The 12,964-nt window shown below is 64.8% G+C and carries 11 protein-coding genes; 7 read left to right on the forward strand and 4 right to left on the reverse strand.

The window, feature by feature from the left end:
• Positions 1-1,653: hypothetical protein (locus tag NCT04_RS34435; protein ID WP_284509363.1), on the reverse strand; the 1,653-nt coding region annotated here is incomplete at its 3' end.
• Between the two features lie 323 nt (positions 1,654-1,976).
• Here NCT04_RS34435 and NCT04_RS15135 point away from each other — a divergent pair.
• Positions 1,977-2,222, forward strand: coding sequence for a hypothetical protein (locus tag NCT04_RS15135; protein ID WP_250466322.1), 246 nt, complete (start codon positions 1,977-1,979; stop codon positions 2,220-2,222).
• A 22-nt stretch (positions 2,223-2,244) separates the two neighbouring features.
• Here NCT04_RS15135 and NCT04_RS15140 read toward each other — a convergent pair whose 3' ends face one another.
• Positions 2,245-3,588: an MFS transporter gene (locus tag NCT04_RS15140; protein WP_250466324.1), complete on the reverse strand. Its 1,344-nt coding sequence runs from the start codon at positions 3,586-3,588 to the stop codon at positions 2,245-2,247.
• Between the two features lie 32 nt (positions 3,589-3,620).
• On the reverse strand, positions 3,621-4,895 hold the full coding sequence (locus tag NCT04_RS15145; RefSeq protein ID WP_244828967.1) for a glucarate dehydratase family protein: 1,275 nt from the start codon (positions 4,893-4,895) through the stop codon (positions 3,621-3,623).
• 155 nt (positions 4,896-5,050) lie between these two features.
• On the opposite strand from NCT04_RS15145, the gene NCT04_RS15150 reads away from it, so the two are divergent.
• Positions 5,051-5,761, forward strand: coding sequence for a GntR family transcriptional regulator (locus NCT04_RS15150; RefSeq protein WP_250466325.1), 711 nt, complete (start codon positions 5,051-5,053; stop codon positions 5,759-5,761).
• Between the two features lie 5 nt (positions 5,762-5,766).
• Here the strand turns inward: NCT04_RS15150 and NCT04_RS15155 are convergent, their stop codons facing one another.
• Positions 5,767-6,903 carry a GGDEF domain-containing protein gene (locus NCT04_RS15155; RefSeq protein WP_250466327.1) on the reverse strand — a complete coding sequence of 379 codons (1,137 nt, stop codon included), beginning with the start codon at positions 6,901-6,903 and terminating at the stop codon, positions 5,767-5,769.
• Positions 6,904-7,058: 155 nt separating this feature from the next.
• Here NCT04_RS15155 and NCT04_RS15160 point away from each other — a divergent pair, with 155 nt between their 5' ends.
• The 5 genes from NCT04_RS15160 (at position 7,059) to NCT04_RS15180 (ending at position 12,933) form a co-directional block, all read left to right on the forward strand.
• Positions 7,059-7,646, forward strand: coding sequence for a glutathione binding-like protein (locus tag NCT04_RS15160; protein WP_244828970.1), 588 nt, complete (start codon positions 7,059-7,061; stop codon positions 7,644-7,646).
• A 291-nt stretch (positions 7,647-7,937) separates the two neighbouring features.
• The gene (locus NCT04_RS15165) at positions 7,938-8,675 is read left to right on the forward strand and encodes an SDR family NAD(P)-dependent oxidoreductase (RefSeq protein WP_250466329.1); all 738 of its coding nucleotides are present in this window, start codon (positions 7,938-7,940) and stop codon (positions 8,673-8,675) included.
• A 60-nt stretch (positions 8,676-8,735) separates the two neighbouring features.
• On the forward strand, positions 8,736-10,397 hold the full coding sequence (locus NCT04_RS15170; protein WP_250466331.1) for a rhodanese-like domain-containing protein: 1,662 nt from the start codon (positions 8,736-8,738) through the stop codon (positions 10,395-10,397).
• On the forward strand, positions 10,394-11,605 hold the full coding sequence (locus NCT04_RS15175) for an LLM class flavin-dependent oxidoreductase (protein WP_250466332.1): 1,212 nt from the start codon (positions 10,394-10,396) through the stop codon (positions 11,603-11,605). The genes NCT04_RS15170 and NCT04_RS15175 overlap by 4 nt, the downstream gene beginning before the upstream one ends.
• Positions 11,602-12,933, forward strand: coding sequence for an LLM class flavin-dependent oxidoreductase (locus tag NCT04_RS15180; RefSeq protein ID WP_250466334.1), 1,332 nt, complete (start codon positions 11,602-11,604; stop codon positions 12,931-12,933). Before NCT04_RS15175 ends, NCT04_RS15180 begins: the two co-directional genes overlap by 4 nt.
• The last annotated feature ends 31 nt before the right edge of the window (positions 12,934-12,964 follow it).

Here is a 12,964-nt window from a genome sequence, read left to right on the forward strand (position 1 = left end):
GGCGACGGCGGTCACGGTAACGGTGGCGGCAACGGCAGCAGCGGTGGTCACGGTGACGGCGGCCATGGCGACGGCGGTCACGGTAACGGTGGCGGCAACGGCAGCAGCGGTGGTCACGGTGACGGCGGCCATGGCGACGGCGGTCACGGTAACGGTGGCGGCAACGGCAGCAGCGGTGGTCACGGTGACGGCGGCCATGGCGACGGCGGTCACGGCGATGGCGGTCACGGCGATGGCGGTCACGGCGACGGTGGTCATGGCGACGGTGGTCACGGCGACGGCGGTCACGGCGACGGCGGTCACGGCGACGGCGGTCACGGCGACGGTGGTCACGGTAACGGTGGCGGCAACGGCAGCAGCGGCGGTCACGGTGATGGCGGTCATGGCGACGGCGGACATGGCGATGGTGGCCACGGCGACGGCGGCCACGGTAACGGCGGTGGCAACGGCAGCAGCGGCGGTCACGGTGATGGCGGTCACGGCGACGGCGGTCATGGCAACGGCGGCGGCAACGGCAGCACCGGCGGTCATGGCAATGGCGGCGGCGATGGTGGTGGCCACGGTGATGGCGGCCACGGTAACGGCGGTGGCAACGGCAGCACCGGCGGTCATGGCAATGGCGGCGGCGATGGTGGTGGCCACGGCGACGGCGGTCATGGCAACGGCGGCGGCAACGGCAGCACCGGCGGTCATGGCAATGGCGGCGGCGATGGTGGTGGCCACGGTGATGGCGGCCACGGTAACGGCGGTGGCAACGGCAGCACCGGCGGTCATGGCAATGGCGGCGGCGATGGTGGTGGCCACGGCGACGGCGGTCATGGCAACGGCGGCGGCAACGGCAGCACCGGCGGTCATGGCAATGGCGGCGGCGATGGTGGTGGCCACGGCGACGGCGGTCATGGCAATGGCGGTGGCAACGGCAGCAGCGCTGGCGGCCACGGCGACGGCGGTCATGGCAACGGCGGTGGCAACGGCAGCAGCGCTGGTGGTCATGGCGATGGCGGTGGCCACGGCGACGGCGGTCATGGCAACGGCGGTGGCAACGGCAGCAGCGCTGGTGGTCACGGCGATGGCGGCGGCCACGGCGACGGCGGTCATGGCAACGGCGGTGGCAACGGCAGCAGCGCTGGTGGTCATGGCGATGGCGGTGGCCACGGCGACGGCGGTCATGGCAACGGCGGTGGCAACGGCAGCAGCGCTGGTGGTCACGGCGATGGCGGCGGCCACGGCGACGGCGGTCATGGCAACGGCGGTGGCAACGGCAGCAGCGCTGGTGGTCATGGCGATGGCGGTGGCCACGGCGACGGCGGTCATGGCAACGGCGGCAGCGCCGGTGGTCACGGCGATGGCGGCGGCCACGGCGATGGCGGTCATGGCAATGGCGGCGGCGCAGGTAGCACCGGCGGCCACGGCAATGGCAGCAGCGGCGGTCACGGCAATGGCGGCGGCGCGGGCAGCAGCGGTGGCCACGGCAACGGCGGCGGTGGTCACGGTGGTGGTGGCGGCGGCGGCGGTGGCGGTGGCGGTGGTGGAGCAGGCGGCCGCTAACCCACCCTTCGCAAACGCGTCGATCGGACCGCAATCCGGTCGACGCGAATCAAAAGCAAAGCCAACACAAAGCGCTAGAAGCACCCGATGCTGCCTTTGCAGCATTCAAACAGATTCAAACGTCAATCGACAACCGCGGGCCCGATGCAATCCGCCCGCGGCCGCAACAAACTTCCCTCCTCGATCTGCCCCATCGAATGCGCCATCCATCCCCCGCTTCGCGCGATGGAGAACAACGCGAACGCCGCACCCTCCGGTAACTCTCAATGCTCAACGAGCGCAGCCAGCGCGACGTCGATCGCGGGCTTCCTACCTGTCAGACGCTCGGCTCAATCGATCAAGGCACGCACCACATCGGATGCCTCGAAAGCGCATAAAAGATCCGCGCGGGAATCGCCCTGCGGATAAGGCTCGGCGTGACGCGAGGCATGCCAAGCGCGCGCAAGACGCATATGCAACGGACGAGCAGCGGAAGCAAGCTCGACAAAGCTGCTCGCGAGCCGGCCGATGAGTTCGGCGGCGCACTAGAACATGCCTGCGAAATCGGCATATCGGTTTGGGTACGGAAGAGACGCGCCAAGCGATGGCCGAACGTAGTCGATGCGCTGGCCAAGCATTCCAACATTGCCAGGCCGCGCGATGAATCGAAACGACGTGCGGCGCGCATCGCCTGACGCTTGACGCCTGACGCCACAATCAGTGCGAACGCCCCGCCTTTGCAATCATCACGCCGCGTCCATCGCGCGGCTTCATGGCCGCGAAGAAGACGAGCACCGCGGCCACGACCGACATCGCGGCGAGCCCCGTGAGGCCGCCTTCGATCGATCCCGTCTTCTGCTCGAGAAAGCCGAAGGTCGCGGGCGCCACGAAGCCGCCGAGATTGCCGAGCGAATTGATGAGCGCGATGACCGGCGCCGCGATGCGCGCGTCGAGATAGCCTTGCGGAATCGGCCAGAACAGCGACGACGCGGCCTTGAAACCCATCGCCGCAAAACAGATCGCCACGAACGAAAACACCGCGCTGCCCTGCCCCGCCGCATACATGCCGAGCGCGGCGATGATCAACACCACCGCCACCCACGCCTGCTGAAATTTGAAGCGCGCCGCGAGCATGGCGAAGACGTACATCGCTGCAATGGAGATGATCCACGGAATCGAATTGAAGAGCCCGACCTGGAAGTCGTTGAAGTGCCCCATCTTGCGGATGATGCTCGGCAGCCAGAACGTCGCGCCGTAGATCGTCAGCGACACGGAGAAGTAGATCAGGCAGAAGATGAGAATCTGCGGATCGCGCAACAGGCTCCACGTGGATGGCTTGACGGTATGCGACGCGTCACGTTCCACTTGTTCGCGCTCGATCTCGTCGATGATCGCGTCCTGCTCCGCACGCGTGAGCCACTTTGCATCGCGCGGCTTCGAATCGAGCCAGAACCACACGAAGGCCGCGAGCACCACGGAAGCGGAACCTTCGATCAGGAACATCCACTGCCAGCCATGCAGACCCATGCCGTCTACCAGCATGAGCGCGCCGGAGATCGGCCCGGATAGCACCGAAGCCAACGCGGAGCCGCTCAAGAAAATCGCCATGGCACGGCCACGCTGATTGCTCGGCAGCCAGCGCGTGAAGTAGAACACCACGCCGGGAAAGAAGCCCGCTTCAGCCGCGCCGAGGACCAGGCGCATGATGTAGAACGAAGTCTCGCCGCGCACGAAAGCCATGCCGACCGCCGCCAGTCCCCAAGTAATCATGATGCGCGTGAGCCACGCCTTCGCGCCGAAGCGCTGCAACAGCATGTTCGACGGCACTTCGAACACGGCATAGCTCACGAAGAACAAGCCCGCGCCCAGTCCATAAGCCGCAGCGCCGATCCCGAGATCAGCGCTCAGATGCTGACGCACGAAACCGATGTTCACGCGGTCGATGTAATTGACGATGAACATCACGACGAAGAGCGGCAGGATGTGCCACTTGATCTTGCTGACGGCGCTCGTCAGTGGATTCGTCGGTTCATCCGCGCGATCTGGCGTCGAACTGCTCATGGGCTTGTCTCCTCGTTGATCGTGCGTGCCGCTCAGAAGCGCGGATTCTTGCCGGTGAATTCCGGCTGATATTTGCGCATCTGCTTGAGGTCGTCACGATTGCGCACGCCGCACGAGAGATATTGCTCATGCAGTTCCGCGAGCCTGTCGCGGTCCAGTTCGACACCGAGGCCCGGCGTCGTCGGCACGCGCACCGCGCCGTTATCGAACTTCACCCGGCCGCCCTTGATGACTTCCTCTTCCTGCCACGGATAATGCGTGTCGCATGCGTAAGTGAGATTGGGGATACTCGCGGCGACATGCGTCATCGCCATCAGGCTGATGCCCAGGTGCGAGTTCGAGTGCATCGACATGCCAAGCTCCCACAGGGCGCACATGCGTGCAAGCGTCTGCGTCGCGCGCAGGCCGCCCCAGTAGTGATGATCCGACAGCAGCACCTTCACCGAGCCCATTTCGCAGCCGCGCCGGAAGTCGTCGAAAGTCGTGATGACCATGTTGGTCGCAAGCGGCAACCGCGTGTGCTTGGCGAGTTCCGCCATGCCTGCCAGACCCGGACACGGGTCTTCGTAGTATTCGAGCAGTTCGTCGAGTTCGGGCGCGGCCTCGATGCTCGTTTCGAGCGTCCAGTTGGCGTTCGGATCGAGCCGCAGCGGCGTGCCGGGAAAAGCCTCGGACAGCGCGCGCATGCAGGCAATTTCATGCTTCGGCTCGAATACGCCGCCCTTCAGCTTGATACTCTGAAAGCCGTACAGATCGATCATGCGGCGCGCCTGCGCCACGATCTGTTGCGGGCTGATGCCTTCGCCCCAGGCATCCGGCGCATACGGCTTGTCGATGTGTTCCGCATACTTGAAGAAGAGATAGGCGCTGTACGGCACCGCGTCGCGCACCTTGCCGCCGAGCAGATCGACGACAGGCGCGCCGACCATTTGCCCTTGCAGATCGAGCATCGCGACTTCCAGCGTGCTGATCACTTTCGACGCGTTCTTGGCCGTGTGCGAGCCGGGTGCGAGTTCGAATTCCACCGCGCCCGGGCTTGGCTTGATGCTCGCACGCACGCGCTCCTCCATGCGGTTCAACTCAAACGGCGAGAGGCCGATGGCCAGTTCCTTCGCTTGTTCCAGCACGCGCAGCATCGGCTCATCGCCATAAGTTTCGGAGATACCGACGCGCCCGTCGCTCGTTTCCAGTTCGACGATGGCGCGCAACGCCCACGGCTCGTGAATACCGGCCGCGTTCAGGAGCGGGCCGTCGCGAAAGGCGATCGGTGTGATGCGGACTTGCGTGATGGTGACGCTGCGGCTCATGGGAATGTCCGAAAATGGAATCGATGTCCGCATCATAAACACTAATATATTAGTGCGTCAGTGGGGAAAGTACCCATCGTCGCTGCCGCGCCATGCGGCCGGATATCGCTCTTGCAGGCCTTAAAATCGCGAATATCGCAATCAAACAGTCCACCATGAAACTCATCGACGCCCCGGCTGCGGCAACCCGACAAGGCCTCGACCGGTCGCGCCACGCCGCGCCGCAAGTGTTCGAGCAGTTGCGCGCGCGCATTCTTTCGCTCGAACTCGCGCCGGGCACGGTGCTGTCGCGCGCCGATCTCGCCGCGCGTTATGGCCTCTCCCAAACGCCCGTGCGTGACGCGTTGATGAAGCTGGGCGAGGAAGGTCTCGTCGATATCTTCCCGCAGCACGCCACCGTGGTTAGCCGCATCAGCGTGACTTCGGCGCTGCAAGCGCATTTCCTGCGCCGCTCGATCGAGCTGGAAGTGGTGCGCACGCTGGCGAACGCGCGCAATGCCGAGTTGGTGGAGCGGCTGCGCACGACCATCGAGAAGCAGATGGAGCTGCGCGACCTCAAAAACTACGAGCAGTTCTCGCTACAAGACCAGGCGTTTCACCGGCAGATGTACGAAGCCGCCGGCGTGCCGCAGTTGTGGGATCTGGTGCGCCGGTTGAGCGGCCATATCGACCGGTTGCGGCGGCTGCATTTGCCTGTCGAGGGCAAGACGCTTGCCGTGGTGCGCGATCACACCGAAATCGTCGATGCCATCGCGAATGGCGACGCCGAAGCCGCCGACGCCGCGTTGCGCAAGCATCTGTCCGGCACGCTGCATCAGATCGATCAGATTCGCACGCGTCATCCGACCTTTCTGGCGGACGACTGAGCGCGCTACCAGCACGCGTCGCCAATAGCGGTCAGCTTGTCGCGTCCGGCGACCTTCGCGCGATACAGCGCCTTGTCCGCGCGTTGCAACGCATCCTGAAAGCCTTGCTCGCCTTCGCTCACCTGCGCGACACCGATGCTCATCGTCCATTCCGGCATGCCTTCCGTGAACGAGCGGCACGCGCGATGAATCTGGTTGGCGCACGCCTGTGCATAAGGCGCGCGCCATTCCGGCAGGATCGCGATGAACTCGTCGCCGCCCAGCCGCCCGAACTCGCCGCCGAGCGAGCCGACTTCCGCGCCCGCCAGCCGTGCCAGTTCCATCAGCACGTTATCGCCCGCAAGATGGCCGTGACGGTCGTTGATCTGCTTGAAGTGATCGAGGTCGATGGCGAGGATGGTCGCGCCCGGTGCGATCAACGGCCGCGCGTGTTGCTCAAAGCCCGCGCGATTCCATACGCTCGTCAGCGGGTCGCGCAACGCGGCGTCGCGCAGACGCTGCTGCGCGCGTTCCGCCGGAATCGCGAGCAGGCCAAGATTGAGCACGGCCAGAAGCAGTTGATCCGAAAGCATTGGAATGACCGCGAGAAAATTCACGCGCGAGTCGCCCCACGCCAATGCCGCGAGCGTGATCGCGTAACCCGGCAGATAACCGAGCATCGCAAGACCGGCGATGCGCCCGCCCCGGCTCTTTAGGCGGCGCGCGTCCAACACGAGCATGGCGCCCGCGATCAGCGCCGATATCGCGATGCCGATGGTATCGCCCGCGCGCGTCCAGGCGAACACGGCCGGCCGTGCGCCGAACATCGACGTGGGAAGCACGTGGACCAGCACGGAGCCCGCAATAGGCGCGAGCATCCACCAGCGAAAAGGCGGCTTGCCGTCGAACGCGCGCATGCCCGTGATCAGCAGCATGTTGCTCGCCGCCAACCCGCCCAGCAGCAGGCCATCGAGGAATAAACGGTCTTCCCAGAACTCGAAGCCGACCAGAACCGCCGCATAGAGAAACGCGCTCGCCGACCAGTGCGCGAAGTAGCGTTCCGCGCGCGGTTCGAAGCGCACGAGCGCAAAGACGAGTCCGAACGCGCTGCTCGAAAGCACGCTGCAAAGACGTAGGGTTTCGGTGTCGGGTGTGGGGAACATGACCGGGCGACGCGGTCTGCGCGCGCGAGGGAGAAGGACACCGGTATATCGGCAGCCAAATCGTGAAACTTGAGCCACGGCTCGACGTTTTCGCGCGGCATAACCCTTGCTCGCCTTCAAGACGCCAAATCAACGAAACCAAGGAGGGGCACACGATGAAACTTTATTACGCACCCGGCGCATGCAGTCTCGCGGATCACATTGCCATGCACGAGGCAGGGCTCGATTTCGAACGCGTGAAGGTCGATCTGAAGACCAAGCTGACTGAAGACGGCCGTCCATTCGACGAGATCAACCCGAAAAGCTACGTGCCGGTAGTCGAATTGGACGATGGCCGCCGTCTGACCGAAAACATCGCGATTCTCTCGTGGGTCGCGCGTCAGAAGCCCGCGCTCGCACCATCCGACGATGAAGGCGGCACGCGTCTGCTCGAAACGCTCGCCTTCATCTCGACCGAAATCCACAAGCAGTTCGGCCGCGTGTTCCGCCCGACATCGGATGCGGAAGCGTCGGCGGCGCGCGAGAAGATCGGCCAGCGTTTTACGCTCATCGACAAGATGATGAAGGGCGACTATCTCTTCGGGGAATCCGCAAGCGTCGCGGATGCTTACCTTTTCACGATGCTGACATGGGCCAACAAGATGAGCATCGAAGTGCCGGCAAAGCTCAAAGCGTTCTACGAGCGCATGCGCGAGCGGCCCGCTGTCAAGCTCGCCCTCGAACACGAAGGCATTTCGCTTTGAACCTGACCATCTAACCAAATACGAAATCAGGTAAGAAGCATCGTTGAAATGATCGGTTTGCGATGACCGCAAGCAAGGCGAAGATGGGCGACTCCGCTCTCGAAACACTTCGTCCATGCTCCTTTCCGCCATCGCCACCAACACACCGGGGCGGCGCGCATGAACGCGTTGCCCCGGCGCCTGCCCGCCTCGTTCCCTGACGTTTTCCGCGAATCTTCGGCCGGTCGCCTCGACAACCGGCTGTGTGGGCGCGCGCGCCGCGTACTTTCCAACCATTCATCGGAGTAAGCCATGAGCAGCACATTCAAGGACCAGGTTGTCTGGGTGACGGGCGCTTCCGGCGCGCTGGGCGCGGCCACCGCGCGCACGCTCGCCGATGCGGGCGCGACGGTCGTCGCATCGTCACGCAGCGTCGATGAGCGATTGTTCGCAGCGTCGCCGAACGTGGTCCCGCTCAAGGTCGACGTGACCGATGACAAAAGCGTGAAGGCGGCGTTTGCGCAGATCGAAGAGCGCTTTGGGCGCCTCGATGGCCTCGTCACCAGCACCAACGTCTCCACTTTCGGCGACTTCCTCGAACTCACCGACGACGACTGGCAAAGCGTGATCGATGCCAAGCTGCTCGGCTCGGTGCGCCCGATTCGCGCCGCCTTGCCGCTCTTCATCAAGCAAGGGCGCGGCGCGATCGTGGCGATCTCGGGACGCGGCGGCATTGCGCCGCCGCCGAATCATTTCCCCGGTTCGAGCGTAAACGCGGCTATCGATCTGCTCGTGCAAGGTCTCGGCCGCCGCTACGGTCCGCAAGGCGTGCGCGTGAATGCCGTCGCGCCCGGTCCGATCCGCTCGCCGCGCTTCGATGCGCTCGCCGGCGCGCAAAGTCAGAACGAGCCCACGCGCCTGACCGCGCTCGAAGGCCCCGGCACGCCCGAAGACGTCGCGGCCGCGGTCGCGTATCTGCTTTCGGACGATGCCCGTTTCGTCACCGGTTCGCGTCTCTATGTCGATGGCGGCGGGCCGCCCTACGCGTAACTCGTAACGCATAGCGCCCGATTCGCCACGTCAACCGAAACCCATCCAAGGACCTTCTTCATGTCACGTTTCGTTTCTCCCGCGCAATTGCGCACCCTGATCGCTCAACACAATGAACTCGCGGTGCTCGACGTGCGCGAAGAAGGCGTGTCGTCGAGAAAACGCCTGTTCTATTCGTCGGTCGCGCCGGTCGGACGCCTGGGTCTCGTGATCGATCGGCTCACTCCACGGCGCGGCACGCCCGTCGTTCTCGTCGATGCCGAAGGCGCCGAGGACGGCTATGCGCAACGCGCCGCCGCATTGCTGGCGCGCTGGGGCTACACGGACGTGTCGATTCTGGATGGCGGCGTGGAAGGCTGGGCGCGCGCCGGCTTCGAAATTTTCAGCGGCACCAACGTGCCGGGCAAGGCGTTCGGCGAATTGATCGAGCATCGGCTGCATACGCCCAACATCGACGCCGAAACGCTTAAGGCGCGTCAGGATGCGGGCGACGATCTGGTCGTGCTCGACTCGCGCCCCTTCGGCGAATTCAACAACTTCAATATTCCCGGCGGCATCGACTGCGCGGGCGCGGAGTTGGTGTATCGCGCGCTCGCGGCGGCGCCTTCGCCGGATACGCTGATCGTCGTCAATTGCGCCGGGCGCACGCGCAGTATTCTCGGCGCGCAATCGCTCATCAATGCGGGCGTGCCGAATCCGGTCGCCGCACTCACGGGCGGCTCGATGGCTTGGCTGCTCTCGGGCCTCGAACTCGAACACGGCGAGATTCGCACCGCACCGCGTCCCGAAGGCGCGACGCTCGCGACCGCGCGCGAACTCGCGGCGGCCGCCGCGCGCAAGGCGAACGTGCCCGTGATCAACGGCGAAACGCTCGCGGCGCTCGAACGCGAAAGCGGCGAGCGCACGCTGTATCGCTTCGATGTGCGCGATCCGCTCGAATACGCGGCGGGGCATCCGGCAGGCTGGCGTTCGGCGCCGGGCGGGCAACTCGTGCAGGCGACCGACGAGTACATCGCCACGCTGCATGCACGCGTGGTACTGCGCGACGACGATGGCGTGCGCGCCCGCATGACCGCGTCGTGGCTCAAGCAACTCGGCTATCTCGATGTCCGCGTGCTCGACGATGCCGCCAGCGCCGCCCTCACCCACGACGCGCTCGAAGCCGGTCCCGAGCCGTTGCGCGTGCGTCCGCATGGCGCGCGCACGCGCTGGATCGAGCCGGATCATCTGCAACGCGCGCTCGATGCCGGTCGCGCGCAAGTGATCGATATCGACGCGAGCATTGCGTATCGCAAAGGCCATGTGCCGGGCGCACGTTTCGTGGCGGCAAGCGCAGTGGAAGACCACCTGCGCTCGGGCGTTTTCAAGCGCGATGCGCCCGTCGTGCTGACTTCGGAAGATGGCTTGCTCGCCGGACTCGTCGCCGCCGAACTCGCGCCGCGCTGGCCGGAGATCGCCGCGCTCGTGGGCGGCACGGCGCGCTGGAGCGCGATTGGCTTGCCGCTCGAAACCGGCGACGCGCACAACCTGACTGGCGACGACGACGCGTGGTATAGCCCGTATCACGTCGAGAAGGAACGCGTGGCCGAGCAAATGAATGCGTACCTCGCGTGGGAGCTGCAACTGGTCGAACAGGTGGAGCGCGACGCCATTGCATCGATCGATGTGCTGGACTTCAAGACGGCCACGGACAAGCGCAGCCGCGAACGCCTGGCATCATGACTTCACCGACGATACGCCCTGTCTTCGACGGTTCGACGAGTCCCGCCGACATTCCCGGCAGCGCGCTTCACGGCGCGTTTCAGCAACCGTTGATGCTCGGCCTCTTCTTGCCGATTCAGAACGGCGGCTGGTCCATCTCGACCTTGCCGCGCTCGACCGACTGGCGCTTCGACTACAACGCGCGGCTCACGAAGACAGCGGAAGCGCTCGGCTTCGATCTGGTCTTCGGCCTCGCGCAATGGCTTGGCAAGGACGGGCATGGCGGCGCGCTCAAGTATCGTGAGCAATCGCTCGATGCGTTCATCGCGACGAGCGCGCTTGCCGCCGTCACCGAGCGCATTTTGCTGATCTCGACGGTGCATGCGCTCTATGGTCCGTGGCATCCGCTGCATCTCGCCAAGTTCGGCGCGACGCTCGACCATATCTCGGGCGGACGCTGGGGCATCAACCTGGTGACGGGTCACGTCAAAAGCGAATGGGCGATGTTCGGCCAGCCGATGATCGAGCACGACACGCGCTATGAACGCGCGGCCGAATTCGTCGCCGTGCTCGATTCGTTGTGGCGCAGCGATGCGAATCAGAACATCGATTCGCCGCACTGGCAGTTGCAGGACGCGTTCGTGAGTCCGCGACCGCGCTTTCATCGGCCGGTGCTCGTGAATGCGACCGGGTCGCCCGCGGGGATTGCGTACGCGGTGCGTCACTCGGACCTGATCTTCATCACGAGCCCCGCAGGCGCGGATTTCAACGACGCCATCGGCGCTCTGCCTGCGCATACCGCGACCATTCGCGAAGAGGCTGCGCGGGTGAAACGCAACGTGCGCACGCTCATCAATCCGACCATCGTATGCCGGCCGACCGAACGCGAGGCGCGCGAGTATCGCGATGCCATCGTCGCTCACGCCGATGAAGGCGCGCTCGATGGCTTCGTCGGCCAGCACGGCCGCAGCGACGCGAAGGCGTGGGCGAATCACAAGCGCGAGCAGCGCATTCTCGGCGGCAATCTGCATCTGATCGGCTCGCCCGAGCAGATCGTCGATCAGTTGCTTGCATTGAAGCGCGCCGGTTGCGATGGCGTGCAACTCACCTTCTTCGACTTCGAACCGGACCTCGCGTATTTCGGCGAGGCCGTGTTGCCGCTTCTCGTCGATGCGGGCTTGCGACTGCCCGTGCCCGCAGCGAACTCCTTACCTCGGACGACGTCATGACCAAACATCGCCAATTGCATCTGAACACCAACATCACGGGCGTCGGGCGGCATCCCGCAGGATGGCGCACATTGGACAACCCGCGTGCGATCATCGACTTCAAGTTCTTTAGGGAGATTGCAACGACAGCAGAGCGCGGCAAGCTCGACGCCGTGTTTCTCTCGGATGCGCTCGCCCTGCGCAATCACGCCGAAGGTCCGCAGCAATCGTTCGAACCCACGGTGCTCCTCACCGCGCTCGCGGGCGCGACCGAGCATGTCGGTCTCATCGGCACGGCATCGACCACGTTCAACGATCCGTTCAATCTGGCGCGGCGCTTCGCATCGGTCGATCACCTGAGCGGCGGGCGCGTCGCGTTCAATGCCGTGACGACCTACGACGCAGCAGCCGCCGCGAATTTCAGCTTCAACACGCCGCTTTCCACGGAAGAGCGCTATGCACGCGCGCAAGAATTCGTGGATGTGGTGACGAAGCTCTGGGATAGCTGGGAAGACGACGCGCTCGTCGCCGATCAGGCCACGGGACGTTATGCGGACCCGTCGCGCGTGCATGCCATCGAGCATCGCGGTCAGTACTTTTCGGTGCGCGGCCCGCTCAATGTGCCGCGCAGTCCGCAAGGAAGGCCCGTGCTCGTGCAGGCGGGATCGTCCGAAGGCGGACGCGCGCTTGCCGCCCGTTTCGCCGATGCGGTCTTCACCGCGCAAACCACCTTGCCGAGCGCGCAGGCGTTCTACAAGGAGATGAAGGAACGCGTGGCGCGGCATGGGCGCAACCCCGATCACTTTCTGCTGTTGCCGGGCCTGTATCCGGTGGTCGGCGGAACCGAACAGGAAGCGCGCGCGCATAAAGCCGAACTCGATGCGCTGCTCGACACCGACCGGGAAGTCGCGCGCCTGGCAGGCGCGCTCGGGCTCTCGCCGGACGATCTGCATATCGACAAGCCGCTGCCTTATGAGCGCATCGAAAAGGTCGTGCGCTCGGACTTGCCGCGCGGCTTCATCGACTCGACGGTTGCGCTTGCCAAGGCCGAAAACCTGACCGTACGCGAGTTGCTCGATCGCAATCCGGGCGCGCATCGAATCATTGTCGGTACGCCCGAGCAGATTGCCAACGACATCGCGCAGTGGTTCGAGGAGCGTGGCGCGGATGGCTTCAATCTCAACGCGGATGTGTTTCCGAGCGGCCTTGCGGCGTTCGTCGATCACGTCGTGCCGCTCTTGCAGCGCAAAGGCATTTTCCGCACCGATTACGAAGGCACGACCTTGCGCGAACATTATGGTTTGCCGCGTCCCGACAGCCAGTATGCAAAGAGGCGCGAGGCCGCCTGATCTTTTATCGTCCGAGCCTCTAAGGGAGTTT

Origin of the sequence: Caballeronia sp. GAFFF2, assembly GCF_023631485.1 — a bacterium.
Taxonomy (GTDB): domain Bacteria; phylum Pseudomonadota; class Gammaproteobacteria; order Burkholderiales; family Burkholderiaceae; genus Caballeronia.